The 16425-nt window shown below is 66.1% G+C and carries 17 protein-coding genes; 11 read left to right on the top strand and 6 right to left on the bottom strand.

The features are described from left to right. Positions 1 to 2: 2 nt before the first annotated feature. The 4 genes from LY40_RS18540 to LY40_RS18555 are packed head-to-tail and all read right to left on the bottom strand — an operon-like array spanning position 3 to position 3301. A complete protein-coding gene (locus LY40_RS18540) occupies positions 3 to 1004 on the bottom strand; it encodes a fumarylacetoacetate hydrolase family protein (RefSeq protein WP_258937608.1) in 1002 nt (333 codons plus the stop codon). 32 nt (positions 1005 to 1036) lie between these two features. Next, positions 1037 to 1414 (bottom strand): nuclear transport factor 2 family protein, encoded by a 378-nt coding sequence (locus tag LY40_RS18545; RefSeq protein ID WP_258937609.1) that lies wholly within the window; start codon positions 1412 to 1414, stop codon positions 1037 to 1039. A gap of 38 nt (positions 1415 to 1452) precedes the next feature. After that, positions 1453 to 1986, bottom strand: coding sequence for a flavin reductase family protein (locus tag LY40_RS18550; protein WP_258937610.1), 534 nt, complete (start codon positions 1984 to 1986; stop codon positions 1453 to 1455). 13 nt (positions 1987 to 1999) lie between these two features. After that, positions 2000 to 3301, bottom strand: coding sequence for an acyl-CoA dehydrogenase family protein (locus LY40_RS18555; protein WP_258937611.1), 1302 nt, complete (start codon positions 3299 to 3301; stop codon positions 2000 to 2002). Between the two features lie 170 nt (positions 3302 to 3471). On the opposite strand from LY40_RS18555, the gene LY40_RS18560 reads away from it, so the two are divergent. Next, a complete protein-coding gene (locus LY40_RS18560) occupies positions 3472 to 3654 on the top strand; it encodes a hypothetical protein (protein WP_258937612.1) in 183 nt (60 codons plus the stop codon). A gap of 248 nt (positions 3655 to 3902) precedes the next feature. On the opposite strand, the gene LY40_RS18565 is transcribed toward LY40_RS18560, so the two are convergent. After that, positions 3903 to 4769 carry an aldose 1-epimerase family protein gene (locus LY40_RS18565; RefSeq protein ID WP_258937613.1) on the bottom strand — a complete coding sequence of 289 codons (867 nt, stop codon included), beginning with the start codon at positions 4767 to 4769 and terminating at the stop codon, positions 3903 to 3905. 238 nt (positions 4770 to 5007) lie between these two features. Here LY40_RS18565 and LY40_RS18570 point away from each other — a divergent pair, with 238 nt between their 5' ends. The 10 genes from LY40_RS18570 (at position 5008) to LY40_RS18615 (ending at position 15580) form a co-directional block, all read left to right on the top strand. Then, positions 5008 to 6390: a sugar porter family MFS transporter gene (locus LY40_RS18570; RefSeq protein WP_258937614.1), complete on the top strand. Its 1383-nt coding sequence runs from the start codon at positions 5008 to 5010 to the stop codon at positions 6388 to 6390. A gap of 29 nt (positions 6391 to 6419) precedes the next feature. Then, positions 6420 to 7274, top strand: coding sequence for an SDR family NAD(P)-dependent oxidoreductase (locus tag LY40_RS18575; RefSeq protein WP_258937615.1), 855 nt, complete (start codon positions 6420 to 6422; stop codon positions 7272 to 7274). A gap of 13 nt (positions 7275 to 7287) precedes the next feature. Beyond that, positions 7288 to 8478, top strand: coding sequence for a mandelate racemase/muconate lactonizing enzyme family protein (locus LY40_RS18580; protein ID WP_258937616.1), 1191 nt, complete (start codon positions 7288 to 7290; stop codon positions 8476 to 8478). Positions 8479 to 8482: 4 nt separating this feature from the next. Next, entirely contained in the window at positions 8483 to 9991 is a 1509-nt protein-coding gene (locus LY40_RS18585; protein ID WP_258937617.1) for an aldehyde dehydrogenase (NADP(+)), read from the top strand. A gap of 5 nt (positions 9992 to 9996) precedes the next feature. Further along, a complete protein-coding gene (locus LY40_RS18590) occupies positions 9997 to 10797 on the top strand; it encodes a fumarylacetoacetate hydrolase family protein (protein ID WP_258937618.1) in 801 nt (266 codons plus the stop codon). A gap of 13 nt (positions 10798 to 10810) precedes the next feature. Continuing rightward, positions 10811 to 11578 (top strand): RraA family protein, encoded by a 768-nt coding sequence (locus tag LY40_RS18595; protein WP_258937619.1) that lies wholly within the window; start codon positions 10811 to 10813, stop codon positions 11576 to 11578. A gap of 11 nt (positions 11579 to 11589) precedes the next feature. Then, the gene (locus LY40_RS18600; RefSeq protein ID WP_258937620.1) at positions 11590 to 12066 is read left to right on the top strand and encodes a nuclear transport factor 2 family protein; all 477 of its coding nucleotides are present in this window, start codon (positions 11590 to 11592) and stop codon (positions 12064 to 12066) included. A 57-nt stretch (positions 12067 to 12123) separates the two neighbouring features. Then, the gene (locus LY40_RS18605) at positions 12124 to 13491 is read left to right on the top strand and encodes an MFS transporter (protein ID WP_258937621.1); all 1368 of its coding nucleotides are present in this window, start codon (positions 12124 to 12126) and stop codon (positions 13489 to 13491) included. Between the two features lie 2 nt (positions 13492 to 13493). Then, positions 13494 to 14666 carry an L-talarate/galactarate dehydratase gene (locus tag LY40_RS18610; protein ID WP_307876971.1) on the top strand — a complete coding sequence of 391 codons (1173 nt, stop codon included), beginning with the start codon at positions 13494 to 13496 and terminating at the stop codon, positions 14664 to 14666. 134 nt (positions 14667 to 14800) lie between these two features. Continuing rightward, positions 14801 to 15580, top strand: a complete 780-nt coding sequence (locus LY40_RS18615) for an IclR family transcriptional regulator (RefSeq protein WP_258937622.1) — start codon at positions 14801 to 14803, stop codon at positions 15578 to 15580. Positions 15581 to 15763: 183 nt separating this feature from the next. On the opposite strand, the gene LY40_RS18620 is transcribed toward LY40_RS18615, so the two are convergent. Continuing rightward, positions 15764 to 16423, bottom strand: a complete 660-nt coding sequence (locus LY40_RS18620) for a GntR family transcriptional regulator (protein ID WP_258937623.1) — start codon at positions 16421 to 16423, stop codon at positions 15764 to 15766. Positions 16424 to 16425 lie beyond the last annotated feature (2 nt).

Below are 16425 nucleotides of genomic sequence, written 5' to 3' on the forward strand. Positions count from 1 at the left end.
TCTCAGTCCGCCTTGGTCACGTCGTTGCGTAGGGAACCCAGCACGGTAGAAGTGACTTCGACACGGTCGCCGGGCTTGAGGAATCGGGAGTCGTCGGAAAAGGTGCCGTCGTCGAGTCGCTTGCTGGAATCGACGGCGGTGCCTTTCGGGGTACCGGAGAGAATCATGTCGCCGGGGTACAGCGTCATGTCGCGCGAGAGGTGCGCGCCTAGGGCCCCGAAGTCGTGGATCATCGAAGCTGTGTTGCCGTTCTGGCGGAGCTCGCCGTTGACGCGGGTCTCGATTGGGATGTCGTGTGGGTCGATGTCGTCGTCGATTACGATCCACGGACCCAGGCCGGCCGCGGTGTCAAAGTTCTTCGAGTACTGGAAGTCCGGGCCGAAGGACACGTTGTCGCGGACGGACCAGTCGTTGGCCAGCGTGTAGCCCCAGATATGGGCGCGGAACCCGTCGGCGGGGATGTCGCGGCCGCGCGGGCCGATGATGGCCGCGACCTCGGCTTCATAGTCGAGGTGCTCGGTGCGTGCGGGGTAACGTACGTCGTCGCCATCGATCGAGGTGCAGCGGGCGTCCTTGATGAAGTACTTCGGCCTGCCCTCCTGGAGCCGGGCGAGGGTGGCCTGCGCGTCGGCGTCGTCGGTGTTGTCGGCGGCGGCCTGCATGTGGTCGGCGAAGTTCGCCAGCGCGGCGAAGATACGGGAGGCACCCTCGATCGGTGCGTGCAGCATGATCTCGTCGAGTGCGAAGCGGAGCTGTTCGCCGTCAACGCCGACGCCGTCGCCGGAGAGATGCTCGACGGCCGCACGGGCACCGTCGAGCGCGGGCTTCCCCTCGGTGATGAAGGCGTTGAGGCCGGCCGGAACCTCGGAGTCGGCCCGGGCCGACGGGCGAGCCGTGTCGGTGGTGTCGGCGAGGTACCTCGCATAGGCGGCGTTGGCGTCGATGATGCTGCCGTCGTGTGCGATGCCGACGCGGCGGGCCGGTCCGAAGACTGCGATCTTCATGATTCTCCTGGTAGCGGGTCGTTCTTGCTGGTTCAGCGTGCGTCGGGGTCGACGCCGACCTTGTCGAACAGCCGCCCGTCGGTTTGCGTGAGGCTGTAGATCGTGAGGCGCTGGATTTTGCTGTCGCGGACGGTGAAGAAATCGCCGAGCGTCACGTGTTCGCCGTTGGCGATGAGGTCGATCTCGACGGCGACGTGCTCGCCGTCGACGATTGGGTCCTGGGGACTGGGCTTCATGGCGCCGGGTGCGAGCCCGTTCTCGTACATGCGGCGGATGGCGTCGGCGCCATGAAACGTGCCAGCAGAGTTCTGCAGTACGGCGTCGGAGGCGAAGAGGTCGGCGACGGCGATCGGATCACCTGCGGTGACCCCGGCGAAGTAGGCGGCGACGACGTCGGTTGGACTGCTCATGGGCGTGGTTCCCTTCTGAGACCAAGGTTTCGGGGGAGTCAGGTCGCGGCCAGGCCCGCGGTCTCGTCCATGGCGACGAATCCGCCACGCAGGAAGATCAGCGGAGGGTCGTCGGCGCGCAGCTCTAGCGAGTCGACGTGACAGACGACCTGGTAGTGGTCGCCGATCGGGTCGATCTTGAAACGGGAACACTCGAGTGTCACGATCGCATCGTCGAGTAGCGGGGGGCCGTCCTCGGAGGATTGCCAGGCGACGCCGTCGAAGCGGTCGACACCGCGACGAGAGAACGCTGCGCAGAGGTTGCGCTGCGCATGCCCGAGGACGTTGACGCCGAAGCGGTCGGATCCGTGCAGTCGCTTCCATGTCGAGGACCCCAGAGCGACGTAGAACGCGATCAGCGGAGGGTCGAGAGAGACCGAGGTGAAGGACCCGATGGTCATCCCGACCGGCCCCGAGCGCGTCCGACCGGTGATGACGGCGACGCTGGTGGGCACGTGTCCGAGGGCGCGCCGGTAAGCGTCGGTGTCCGTAATGGACACGGGAATCCTGGCACTGAGGGTGTCAGTTGCCACGGCGGGCTCCTTCCTAGAGCGCGATCGCGGGCTCGTCATTGCCGAGTAGCAGACGGCCATAGGCCTCCCGGCCGATCTCGGTGGTGACGAGCGCGTGCCTGCTCGCCGCCTCGCAGTCCCGCCAAATCCGGCTGAGGACATTGGCATCAGCGAACGAACCGGCGCCGTTGGCCGTCAGCAGGAGGTCGATCTCCTCCTTGACCAGCTCCGCGACGACACCGATGTCGTTGCGGAGGCGGGCGAGCGTCTCCAGATTCAGGGGTTGCCGATCGACCGCCGCGCGGTCGATGTCCAGACACATCCGCTGGGTCAGCAGTTCGGCGAGGTGCAGCTTGGTGGCGGCCTTGGCGACGCCCAGCTGATGCGTCGGCGATTCCTTAGCCTGCCGGTAGGCGGTGTAGGCGACGGGCTTTCCAGGCAGCTTCGCTCGGGTCAGCTCCAACGCGTGCCTGCCGAGCCCGAGCTGCGGCGCGATGAGGATCGCGGCGGCTACGGCGTTGAACGGCATGTCGCTCATCCGGTCGTCGGTGAATGGCGAGCGGAACCGGGACGCGAACATGTCCTTCACTCGCTGCACGCGGTACTCGGGTACGAAGTGGTCCTCGATGACGATCGTGTCGCTTCCGGTGCCTTTCATCCCGGCCACGAACCAGGTCGGTTCGATTGTGAACGCCTCCCTGGGGACCTGCGCCATCGCCTGCTCGCCGTCCTCGAGCGTGATCGTCAGGCTGGCCCAGTCAGCGATAAACGAACCTGATCCGTAGGGCCAGCGGCCGCTCACGCGGTAGCCGCCTTCGACCGGTTCGCTGCGGTCACCTGGGGAGAAGATGCCACAGATCTTGGGGCGGTCATGACCACGGAAAATGTCGTCCTGACACTGCTCGGAGAACGTGGAGCCGAAGCCGGTGCCGACAGCCATCAGCCCGGTCACCCATCCGGTCGAGCCGTCGCCGCGCGCTACCTCGGCGATCGCTTCAATGGCCGTGCGCAGTGTCGCGTCAGGCCCGCCGAGCCGCTTCGGCACCATCAGGTGGAACAGTCCGGCCTCGTCGAGTGCCGTCGTCACCTCCGGGACCACGCGGCGGGCCTCGGCCCCCTGGGCGGCGTGCTCGCGGATCAGCGGGATCAACTCGGTGGCGCGGGCGACCAGCTCGGAGTCGGGAGTCGCGAGGTCCTCGGTAGCCGAAGGAATGTCGGTGGCCAGGTCAGTCATGGTTCTCTCGATTCGGACTCGGTGACGGGTATCGCGGGGTATGTCACGAGCATTGTTCTCGGCGACGGTGCGTGACAATGCCGGGAAATTCGCGACGGTCATTCACCGGGCGCATGGCGCGCCAATGAGCGGCTCCAACCGCGGTCACGCGTAAGCCCGTGCGGTTAGAAGCCGGGACGTTGGGGTTGACCGCGTGGACAAGGTTCGCCTGCCTGGAGGTCGTGTCTCTGACGATATCGGTCAACCACAAGGGATCCGGGCAGTAAACGTCCATGCCGCGCGCAGTGTTGTTGACGACCAACGCGCTCGTCGTGGCACGGGGCGACACGACGAACGACACACGTTACCGGTTCAGCTCGATCGCCGCTTCCCGGGAATTGAACGTGATGGTGCTTGGCGGTACTACACCGTTCATCGCCACGATGTTGGTGGAGATCGCGAACGGTTCACCGTAGTTGGTGGTTGTGTTCGTGATCGTCTGTCGGCTGCTCACCATCGGTTCGGTACTGACGGCCAGGCGTGGTTATGAGCCGGATGGCCGTGTTGTGGTCGACACGATCTCGTCTCCGCGTACTGCGGCCCTGGATGATGTCAGGCGCGCAACCGACGTTGTCGTCATGAAGGCCCTCGGTCCGGCGTGAAAGCCTGGTCCGAGGGCCTTATCTGTACACGATGAATACCACGGCGGTCCGGGGCGTCGTCGTCAATTGGTGTCGGTGACGCGGATTCCGTAGGTGAAGGTTTCCGATGCGCCGGGTGGTAGGAGGCGCAGACCAGGGCGGTGCCGGAATTCGCCGACGTCGCCTTGCCGGCACGGAAGGCCCGTCCACGGTTCGAGGCAAAGGAGTTGCCCGGTGGGTGGGGACCAGATCGCGAGGTGGTCGAACCCTTCCCTGAGGGTGAGGGTCAGTGACGGCGAACCTGCGGCGCCGAGTGTGACGCTGCGACTGGCGAGTCGGTCGAAGATGGCGGCGCCGTCGTCGAACAACGGGGGATCGAGCGGTAGAACCCGCCCTCGGACGGGTGAGGGGTAGCGCTGCGGTCGTAGTAGGACGTCGGTAACGCGGCGGATCGGTTGTGGCTCGGGTCGGTCGAAAACGACGGTGTGCGCACGCCGTGTGGTGGTCGCCGGCAACGGCCATCGGAATGCCGGGTGGACGCCGAGCGCGAAGGGGAGCGGCTCGTCGCCCGGGTTATCGACGCGGTAGCGAGCCACGAGTTCATGGTCGGCGACCCAGTGATCGACGGTGAGCCGGAAGCGAAACGGGAAGGCCCGCCGGGTCGCGGCGTCGTCGACGAGGACATGGCCGGTGCCGACGCGACGAAACCGCTGACGTCGCGCGATGCCGTGTTGCGGCATGATGTAATGCTGGCCACGATGGCGGATCCGGTCGCCTTCCGAACGGCCGATGACGGGAAAGAGCACCGGCGCGTGCCACGGCCAGGTTCTGCCCGCCTGCCACAACAGCTCCTGCCCGCCAGGCGTGGTTAGTGAGATCAGCTGAGCTCCGAGGTCGGCCACGGTCGCCGTGAGGGTTCCGTCGCCTGCAACGGTCATCGTGTCGTTCACACCATCTCCCATGTCAGTCTTGTCTTCGGTGATGAGTCTCGACAGTTGGGACGTAAAACCGCGGGGCGTGCCGCTCGCCGGGACATCTCCAAACGTCCTGACAGGGAGTATTGCCCGCATCGTCGATGCTGGCTAGAGTCATCGTGGTCCCGATGAACGGAATCGAGTGCCGATAATCGGGACAAGCACCAGAGTCCGGTCGCCAGTGGCGGCGGCCGCTCAGAGAGGAGTACGCGACATGGCTGCTGCGCCGACCCGGGTCCCGCGGCCCGCGGTCATCTACTTCTTCGGGGCGCTCGGAGGAATCCTGTTCGGCTACGAGACCGGGATCATCGCGGGTGCGCTGGCATACATCCACGAGACACCGGGATTCGAGCCGAACGCCGTGGCGACTGGCCTGATTGTCGGTGGTATCTCGTTGGGCGCGATCGCGGGAGCGTTGCTGGCCGGCAAGCTGGCCGATCGAGTCGGCCGGCGCCGCGTGATCCTGGGGCTCGGCGCAATCTTCATCATCGGCTCGATCGCGTGCGCGGTGGCCCCGGACAACACGATGCTGATCATCGCGCGGGTGTTCCTCGGGCTCGGCGTGGGCGGTTCATCGGCGCTGGTCCCGGTCTACATGTCCGAGATGGCACCTGCGCGTATGCGCGGACGGCTGGCCGGATTGAACCAACTTATGATCGTGACCGGACTGCTGCTGGGTTACCTCGTGAATCTCGCCTTGGCGGGATCGGGTGACTGGCGTCTGATGTTGGCCAGCGGGGCACTACCCGCGGTGCTGCTCGTCGCAGGGTTGCCGCTGTTGCCGGAGAGTCCTCGATGGCTCGTGGCACACGGGCGGACCGAGGAAGCACGCATCCTGCTGGAGGCGACGCGAAGTGAGGCCGAGGCCGAAGTGGACCTGGCCCAGATCGACAAGGTGAGCGAACCTACAGGCAGTCGCCGGGAGCTGTTCTCTCGATGGGTGCGACCTGCAGTCATCGTGGGTGTCGGGATTCCGATTCTTACGCAGTTCACAGGTTTGAACATCGTCACCTACTACGCACCCACCATATTCGACGGACTCGGAATCGAACACCAGAACGCGCTGGCTTTCACGGTCATCCTCGGTGCTGTCAAGGTCGCCGCGGTCGCGGTAGGACTGACGTTCATCGACAGGGTGGGCAGGCGACGCCTGTTCAGTGTCGGTAGCGCGGTCATGGCCGTGTGCATGTTGTGGATGGCGTACGAGGCGGCGAAGGGCGATGCGCTCAATCCCCTGTCGATGCTCATCGCGATGTCCGCCATGTTCGTGGGCTACTCCGTGACGTGGGGTCCGGTGAACTGGGTCGTGCTCGGCGAGATCTATCCCCTTCGTGTCCGGGGTGCCGGAATGGGCCTGTCGGGAATGATCACGTGGGCGGCGACGCTGGCGATCACCTTCGGGTTCCCCATCATGCGGGACGGATGGGGGTTGACGGCCAGCATGATCTTTTTCGCGGCCTGCAACGTGGTCGGACTCGTTTTCGTGTGGCGCTACGTACTCGAAACGAAGGGTCGCACGTTGGAGGACATCGAACTGGACCTGCGTCATCGCGCCGAGCCTGCGAAACAGAAGTCCGCGGTCACGGCCGTGCGGTGACGGACAAACACGGCAACGAAGGGCACCGAATGGATAGGACATCACCGACCGGGTATGGACTGCTCGACGGGAGAGTCGCGTTGATCACCGGTGGGGCGCGGAACATCGGGCGTGCCATAGCGATGCGATGCGGAGCGGAAGGCGCCGCCGTGGCCGTCGCCGACGTAGACGCCGATCGCGTGACGTCGGTGGCCGACGAGATCGAGCAAGCCGGAGGCACGGCCTTCGGCGTAGCCGTGGACATGTCGACAGAGGAGGGTGTCGGGTCGGCATTCGAGAGCGTTGAACAGCGTTTCGGGCTCGTTGACGTGCTCATCAACAATGCCTACGCCCGTGGACCCCGTGCGGCGTGGGGACCGTTCCTGCATGTCACGCCGAGCGCCTGGGACGAGTTCACGCGTGTCAATCTGGGCCTCCTGTTCCATCCGACTCATCGCATGGCATCGGCGTTAGCCGAGCGGGGGCGGAAGGGAACGATCGTGAACATCAGCTCCCACGGTGCTGCGCGTGCGCACCGCAACTACATTCCCTACGACACGGTGAAGGGCGGAACCGACTCGTTCACCAGGTCCGTGGCCGTCGACCTGGCACCCTGGGGAATCCGGGTGAACGGTCTGAGGCCTGGTGCCGTCGAGGTCGACTCGGACGATCCGGATCCACATGTCAGGCGGCATCGTGCCGAGCAGATCCCCCTGGGCCGTGCCGGGGTGCCCGACGACATCGCGAGCAGTGCGATCTACCTGGCGTCCGATCTCTCGCAGTGGGTGACGGGGCAGACCTTCAACGTCGATGGGGGAATGGCTGCCCAAGCCCGCGCGCCACAGGTGGAGACGCAGCGCGTCTGGACACCCGCCAACATCGCCGATCACCGGCCAGGGGGCTGAGGTGGACGGACACATGAGGACGCGCCCATTCGTGACCGAGGTCGAGACCTTTCCGCTCGAGGTCGAGCTGGAGGACGGCGGGTACGGTTCGGCGCGTGCGAGGGTCGCTGCTCGTGTCGCCACCCTCGTCAAGATCACGACGTCGGACGGCGTATCCGGCTGGGGAGAGGCGTTCGGCCCACCGCGACAGGTGGCACCGTTCCTGGCCGATATCGCACGCGAGGTCGTGGGCACTCCGGTCGACGTCCGCGAGACCCGCACCCTCGACATGGTGTCCCAGGGCTACCACCATCTGTCCTGGGGACTTCCGGTCGCCGCAGCGAGTGGTATCGACATCGCGCTCTGGGATGCGTACGCGCGTACGTTCGGCGTACCCGCCAGCCACCTCCTCGGCGGCGCACTGCACACGACGGTGCACGCCTACGCATCGAGCGGATACGTCACGCGAGACCAGGATCTCGGACGCTTTCGCGACACGATGGCCAAGCATGCCGCGGAGGGGTTCACCGCGGTGAAGATCAAACTGGGAATCGCGCCGCGTGACGACCGTGCGCGTACCGAGGCTGCTCGGGAAGCGATGGGCGGTGACGGCGTCGTGATCGTCGACTACAACGGCAACGCCACCGCCGCGACTCTCGTGCGGTCTGTCGACGGAATCCGCGACCTCGACCCGTACTGGGTGGAGGAGCCCGTGGGTCCGGACGATCTCGCGGGCTGGCGGGCGGTGCGTGGCGTCGGAGTCCCGCTTTCGGCTGGCGAGGCGTTGTACACGCGGTACGGGTTCCGTGATCCGATCGCCGAACGCCGTATCGACATCGTGCAGCCGGACCTGACCAAGTGCGGCGGCTTCAGTGAAGGACAGGTCATCCGGCAGCTCGCGGCCGCGTGGAACCTGCAACTCTCGCCACATTGCTGGGGGACCGGCGTGGCCCAGGCCGCCACCCTCCAGTTCCTGGCCGCCACTCCTACCGTGCCGTTCGGCATGGCGGGCGAGCCGCCGCTGTTCTTCGAGTTCGACCGCGGCCACAACCCGCTCCGGGAAGGAGTCCTGGTGGATCCGGTCGCAGCCCGTGGCGGCGTGGTCGCCATTCCCGACGGCCCCGGACTGGGCGTGACGATCGACGAGGAGTGGGTGCGAGGACACGCCATGAAGGAACACGGAGTCCGGCTTCGTGCGCACGCCACAAGCAGTACAAGGAGATGACTCGATGACATCGATCCACAGCGTGGATCCTCGGACCGGAAGCGCCGTCGAGGAGGTGACGCACGAGACAACCCGGGAGGAGCTGGACCAGATCGTGCGCGCGGCGGTGCGAGCGCAGTATGCACTCGAGGATGCGGGCCGGGCCGGACGCGCGGCGATGCTACGGGAGATGGCGGGGGCCCTCGAAGCCGACCGGGCGGGCATCGTGACCATCGCCGACAGGGAAACAGCGCTCGGCCCGGACCGGCTCAACGCCGAGTTGACGCGCACCTGCTACCAGCTGCGTCTGTTCGCCGAGACAGTCGAGGAGGGCGGTTACCTCGAAGCCGTGCTCGACTCGGCAGGCGACACGTCCATGGGTCCGAGGCCGGACCTTCGGCGGATGCTGGTTCCCCTTGGCGTCGTCGGCGTGTTCGGCGCCAGCAACTTCCCCCTGGCGTTCTCGGTTCCGGGCGGGGACACGGCATCGGCGCTTGCTGCGGGCTGTTCCGTCGTGGTGAAGGCTCACGGCTCGCATCCGGCGACGTCGGCGCGTTGTGCGGCGGCCCTGCGTGCGGGTGCCAGCGCCGCAGGTCTGCCCGACGAGGTCGTCGCCGTGGTCTACGGCCAACCGGCGGGCGCGCTGTTGGTGCGGCACGAGTCGGTGCGCGCCGTCGGATTCACCGGCTCGGTGGGAGGTGGCCGCGCCCTTCTGGATCTGATCCACGCGCGGCCCGATCCCATTCCGTTCTACGGTGAACTGGCCAGCCTCAACCCGGTGATCGTGACCCCGTCGGCGCTCCGAGAGCGTGCCGAGGAGATCGGTACCGGCTTCGCGGACTCGGTGACGGGGTCGGCGGGGCAGTTGTGCACCAAGCCCGGTCTGGCACTTGTCCCGGAAGGCTCGGACGGGGACCGGTTCGTCGCTGCGGCGACATCGCGCATCGCAGCCGGATCGAACGACCGCATCCTGCTCAACGGGCGGATTTGGCAGTCCTATACGGACACGACCGCGGCGTGGCGGGCGCTACCGGACACGCGCGTGCTCCACGATGGCGCCGCCGCTGCACCCGCGGTCTCGCCGTTCGTGCTCGAGACCACTGCGCGAGACCTGAACCCGATGTTGACCGAGGAGTGCTTCGGACCCTGCGCCGTGATCGCACGGTTCGTCGATGAGGCCGAACTCGATGCCGTGCTGGAGACCTTGCCGGCGTCGCTGACGGCCACCGTGCACGGCGACGACACCGGGCAGCTCCGCCGGCTCGGTGAGCGGTTGGGACGCAAGGCGGGAAGGCTGCTGTTCGGCGGGTTCCCGACCGGAGTCGCGGTGAGCGACGCCCAGAACCACGGTGGTCCGTGGCCGGCGACGAACAGCCTGCACACATCGGTCGGGACTACCGCCATCCGCCGGTTCCTCCGGCCCGTCACCTGGCAGAACGCTCCCCAAGACGTCCTGCCTGCCGAGTTGCGCGATGGTCCCTCCGTCGTACCTCGGCGGATCGACGGCTTCGTGGCGCTTCCGGACAAGGAGTGACGGGCATGCGTATCGGGCGGCTGGTCGACGGCAGGTGTGTGATCGATACCGGCGACGGCTTTTGGCGTTCCGCAGCCGAGGGGGTCACCGTCGAATCGGTGGTCGCGGGAGGACATGCAGAGACTGTGGGGAAACCGGTCGACGATCCGGTGTTCACCGCGCCCTACCGTCCCGGCACGATCATCGGCGTCGGACTGAATTTTCTCGACACCGTCGCGCAGATGGGCTGGGAGCAACCGAGCGCACCGTACCTGTTTCCGAAACTGTCCTCGAGCGTGATCGGTGACGGAGACGCCATCGTGCTCGACGACTCGCTGACCGCTCGGCTGGACTGGGAGGTCGAACTGGCCGTGGTCATCGGGCGGACCACGAAGAACGTTTCCGCGTCGGAGGCATTGAAGCATGTCTTCGGCTATACCGGGGCCAACGACGTCTCCGCTCGCGACGTCCAGGCCGAGGACGGTCAATGGCTACGTGGCAAGGGAATGGACACTTACTGCCCGCTGGGCCCCGTGGTGGTGAACGCCGACGTGATTCCGGACCCGCAGGCGGTGCGGTTACAGACGTGGGTCAACGGTCAGCAGTGGCAGAACGGGACGACTGCGGACATGGTTTTCACCGTGGCCGAGTTGGTCGCCTATTGCAGCGCCCACTTCACGCTGGAGCCGGGCGACGTGATTCTCACCGGAACTCCGGCCGGCTGCGGAGATTTCGCCGTGCCGCGCCGTGGCTTGCGGCAAGGAGACGTCGTCGAGACCCAAGTCGCCGGCATCGGACGGCTCCGGAACCCGGTTCGTGCAATCTAGAGAGGAGCAGACCATGGATGCTGCAGGAGCAGCCCCCGGCCGCCGTCCGTTGGATCCGAAGGTGCGGCAGTTCCTTGCCGAGGCGAGTACGGCCACTCTGGCCACGCACCTGTACAAGCACGGGATCAGACAACCTTTTCTGGTAGGTGTCCGTCCCATCGGCCCCGCTTTTGACGGCTTCGTCGGTGAGGCTTTCACGATGCGGTTCATTCCGTCCCGGGAAGACGTCGAACCGCTCGACGATCCGTACCGCACCGGAAACGTCCTGCAATGGGAGGCGGTCGAGAGCGTCGAGGAGGGGCAGGTCATCGTCGTCGACAGCCGCGGTGACATCAGCGCGGCCTCGGGCGGAGACATGCTGCTCACCAGGGCGTCCAAACGTGGCGCGACCGGGTTCGTCACCGACGGAGCCGTGCGCGACGGGCATGCGCTGGCCGAACTCGGTTTCCCCGTCTACTCGCAGGGCATCACGTCCACGACCCGGCCGGCGGCCTTCCACGTAGCCGACCTGCAATCGCCGATCGGTTGTGCCGGAGTCGCTGTCTATCCCGGTGACGTTCTCGTCGGTGACCGCGACGGCGTGGTGGTCGTCCCGCGCGCGCTCGCGGACGACATCGCCGAACCCGCTCGTGATCAGGAGTTCCTCGAAAGCTATCTGCACAGCCGGGTTCAGAACGGCGAATCGCTGTGGGGGCTGTACCCGCCGGAACAGGCCACGCTGGACGATTACGCGTCCTGGTGCGCAAGCCGCTCCGATGATCGACCGCACAACAACCATTGAGGATTAGCCACATGAACCGAGAACAGCTCGCCGAGCACATGGAAGCCACGATTCGAACGTACTTCGATGGCTGTAACGAGGCCGATGTCGAGAAGATGGCCGCGTGTTTCACTCCGGACGCCGTGCACTACTTCCCACCCGGGATGTACGGCGGTGCGTGGCGCGGCAACACCACCATCGGTGAGAACTGGGCACATTTCGTCGCGACCAAGGGGTCCGCGTGGACGATCGACCGACTTGTGACGATTCCGGAGAGCCACGAGGCCGTCATCGAATGGACCCACTACAAAACCGCCGAGGCGACAATCCTGCGCGGTGACGAGTGGTATGTGTTCGACCCCGATTCCGGGCTGATCACCGAGATCCGCGCCTATTACGCCTCACCGGTCGACCGTTCCCGCCCTGAGCTCCGGCTCGAGGACTTCGACTATGCAGGTCGCGGGTACCACCTCGAATGCCCGGTGGTCCGTCCGCACGCGAGCCAGTAGGTCTCCTGAACTTCACCAGCTTCACTCTCTTTGTCACCGCCGACGGAAGCGAGTGTCATGTCCGACACCACCGATGTCACGCCGAAAGTGCCCCTGGAGAGCGCGACCTCCAAAATAATGCGTCGCATCGTGCCGCTGTTCGCGGTGATGATGCTGTGCAACCAACTCAACAGATCGAACATCGGTTATGCACAGCACTACCTCGAGGCCGATCTCGGGATTGGTGCCGCCGCATACGGACTCGGCGCTGGCCTGTTCTTCATCGCCTACACGGTGTTTGAGCTACCCAGTAATATGCTCATGGAGCGATTCGGGCCGAAGATCTGGTTGTCCCGTATCTGCATCAGCTGGGGTGTCATCTCCGCAGCGACGATGTTCGTGCAGGGCCCGACCAGCTTTTACGTACTGCGGTTCCTGCTCGGCGTCGCCGAGGCGGGTTTCGTGCCCGCCGTGCTGTACTACCTGACCAAATGGCTCCCGAACTCGTTCCGCGGCAGGGCCAACGCCCGGTACGCGGTCGGTGCGCTTCTGGCCTTCTCGCTGTCCGGACCGTTGTCCGCTCCGTTGCTTGGGCTGGACGGCGCGATGAGCCTGCATGGATGGCAGTGGTTGTTCCTCATCGAAGGACTGCTGTCGGTGGCTGTCGGTGTCTTCGCGATATTCTGGCTGGACAGCAAGATCGCGGACGCTCGGTGGCTCAGCGACGACGAGAAGTCGGCGCTGACGTCGACGATCGAGGCCGAGGAGGAAGCCGTCGCCGCGGCGCACACGGGCGGCGGGAAGCCTCGCTGGTACCACGTCTTGTGGGACCGTAAAGTCCTCCTCCTCGTGTTCATCTACTTCTGCGTACAGATGTCGATCTATGCGAACACGTTCTGGTTGCCCGCGATCGTGCGGGGAATCGGTGGTCTGTCCGATCTCGAAGTCGGCTTGTTGTCCTCGCTGCCATGGGTGTGCGCCATCGCGTCGATGTTCACACTGGCGAGGATCGGCGATCGCACCGGGAAACGGAGGGTGCTGCTGGTCGGCGCCCTGCTGACCGCGGCGGTCGGCTCCTTCGGGGCAGCAGTGGTCTCACCGTGGCTCGCACTGGTGTTTCTCTGCGTCGCGGCCATGGGATTCAAGTCGATCAGCCCGATCTTCTGGCCGATCGTTCAGCGCACGCTGCATCCGGTGACGGTGGGGTTCGCCATCGCCATCATCAACTCCATCGCCAACCTGGGTGGATTCGTGGCGCCGTACGGCTTCGGACTGGTGGAACAGCACACCGGAAGTACCGAGCTCGCGCTCATGGCGCTCGCCGGCGTATCCCTGCTCGCGGCCGCCGCATGTGCGTTCGTACGGGACAAGCCGGAGGTCGGCCCGGATGCTTCGATGCCGGCGTCGGCTGACCGCGACACTCCGGCAGTGACACCGAAAGGATGACCATGACCATGGCCCAGAGCCACGACTACTCACGACGAAAGAACACCACGGACGCGATCTCGCGGGTCGAGCTGTCGCTGGTGCGGCTTCCGCTGCATTCGCCCATCAGCGATGCGAAGGTGCTGACCGGGCGGCAGAAGCCCTTGACCGAGATCGCGTTCCTGTTCGCCGAGATCACCACCGAAGCGGGCTACTCGGGGATCGGCTTCGGGTATTCGAAACGTGCGGGTGGGCCAGGAATGTATGCCCACGCCAAGGAGATCGCGGATGAACTCATCGGGGAAGACCCCAGCGACATCGGCAAGATATGGGACAAACTGGTGTGGGCCGGCGCCTCGATGGGGCGCACGGGCCTGACGACACAGGCGATCGCGGCCTTCGACATCGCGCTGTGGGACCTGAAGGCCAAGCGCGCCGGCCTCCCGCTGGCGAAGCTGCTCGGGGCCCATCGCGATGCGGTGCGCTGCTACAACACATCCGGTGGATATCTGTCGATGCCACTCGAGCAAGTGCTCGAGAACGTCACGACTTCGGTGGCCCGCGGTATCGGCGGCATCAAGATCAAAGTCGGCCAACCCGACGTGAAGGAAGACCTGCGCCGCGTCGAAGCGGTGCGACACCATCTCGGTGACACGTTCCCGCTGATGGTGGACGCCAACCAGCAATGGGATCGGGCTACCGCTCTTCGGGTCGGACGTGCCCTTGAGCGCTTCGATCTCACCTGGATCGAGGAACCGGTCGACTGTTACGACGCCGAAGGTCACGCGAGACTCGCCGCAACGTTGGACACGCCCATCGCGACCGGGGAGATGCTCACGAGCATCGATGAACACTGGAACCTCATTCGGCAGGACGCCTCGGATTTCGTTCAGCCCGACGCGCCGCGGGTCGGCGGTATCACCCCGTTCCTTCGCATCATGGCGTTGGCGGACCACCGGAAGCTCTCGCTGGCCCCTCACTTCGCCATGGAGATCCATCTCCATCTGGCCGCCGCGTACCCCGGCATCACCTGGCTCGAACACTTCGAATGGCTGGAGCCCCTGTTCAACGAACGCCTCGAACTTCGCGACGGTCACATGACGGTGCCCGACCGTCCTGGCCTCGGGTTCTCGCTGTCGGAGCAGGCGCGAGCGTGGACCAGTGACCGGGTGACGGTGACGGAACCGCGAGTGTGAGCATGTTGCTGTTCCCTGCGGCCCGCGGTCGCAGGGAACAGCGGAGGGGCTCGTCGTTAGGCCGTTCCGGCTGACTGGCCCCTGTCTTCAATGGCACACTGTCCCGGTCAGCAGGACAGTGTGAGAGGACAGCAGTGACCGACAGTGAACTGCCCAAGGGGTCGCTCGATCGCGGCTTGACGATCCTGACCTACCTGTCGACGGCGGGGGAGTCACCGGTGTCGGAGCTCGCGACCGTGGTCGGCATGAGCCGAAGCGCGGCGTACCGGATCGTCGATCGCCTGCGCGAAGCCGACTATGTGGTCGACAGTGACGCCGGCCGGGTCAAGCTCGGGCCGGCGGCCGCGCGACTGGCCATGGCCGCGGTGCAGACCACCGACGTGGTGCATGTGGCGCCGGAGCTGCTGCGGTTGCTCGCCCAGCAGACTCGCGAGACCGTGGGTCTGGGCGTGCTCTCGGGAGATGAGATGGTGTTCGTTTACCGGGAACGCGGACCGCAGTCGGTCACGGTGAACGCCGAGCTCGGCGCTCGCCGTCCACTCCACTGCACCGCCATCGGCAAGGCGTACCTCAGCGCCATGACGGCGGCGGAACGTCGGGCGCTCGTGCGGGCACCGAAGCTCACGCGCTACACCGAACGCACCATCACCAGCCGTACCGAGCTCGACCGTGAGCTCGAGACATCACGAAACCGCGGGTGGACGGTCGAACGGGGTGAATTCGACGACGCCAGCACGTGCTGCGGCGCGCCGATACTCGACCACACGGGTGCACCCGTCGCGGCCATTTCGGTGGCCGGGCTCCGCGACCGTATGGAGAACGTCCTCGACAGGGTCGGTCCTACCGTGGCGAGTACTGCGGACGCCATCTCCCGCCGTCTCGGTTACAACCCGGATGCCAGTCCCAGCGCGTAGTGACAAGCTCGGGTTCGAGGAACCGGCTGTGGGTGCGGTGCTGGTGTGAACCTCGTGGTCCAGCTGTCGGGGTCGGCTGTCCTGCCGCGCAGCTGCCCTGGCTGCGGCAACGACCATGCGTTCGTAGGCGCCGCCTCCGGGGTCGCCGTTCCCCGGCGACGACGCCCGGAGAGGGCCGCGGAATCAACTCACCAGGTTGGCTGCGGCCTCGTCCATGTGGCTGCGCACGAATTCGTGGGCCTTGTGGGCCTCGCCGCTCGCGATGATGTCGACGATCTCGACGTGCGGGCCGACAGCCATGTTGGCGACGGCGCGGTCGCGGCCGGCCCACATGACAGACATCCGGATGGCCCCCTCGAGTCCCTCCCAGGAACGCAGCAGGACGGAGTTGCCGGAGAGCCGGCACAGCTCGCGGTGGAAGGTCAGGTCGACTTCGATGCGTTCGCCGACCTCGGCGTCCTGGTTATCGACCATCGCTTGCACGGCCTCGCGTAGCACGGTCACGGCGGAGTCCCGGTCGGGGCGAGCGGCGAGGGACTCGGCGGCCAGTGACTCGAGGGCCGCTCGGACTGCGAACAGGTGGACGATCTCCTCGGTGTCGAGGGTCCGAACCGCGAGGCCGCCCCTGGCGTTGGTCGAGATGATGCCCTCCTGTTGCAGCTGGCGCATCGCCTCTCGCAGTGTGCCGCGGCTGATGCCGAGCTTCTCCGAGAGGTCGGTCTCGACAAGGTGGGTGCCGGGCGCGAGCTCGCCGGTGCTGATCGCCCGTCGCAGCGCGAGTAGCGCGCGTTGACGGAGGCTGGTGCGTTCGAGCCCGGCGAGAGCTCCGGAGGTGCTGTTCATCG

It is taken from the genome of Prauserella salsuginis (genome assembly GCF_024648885.1).
In the GTDB taxonomy this organism is placed as follows: domain Bacteria; phylum Actinomycetota; class Actinomycetes; order Mycobacteriales; family Pseudonocardiaceae; genus Prauserella; species Prauserella salsuginis.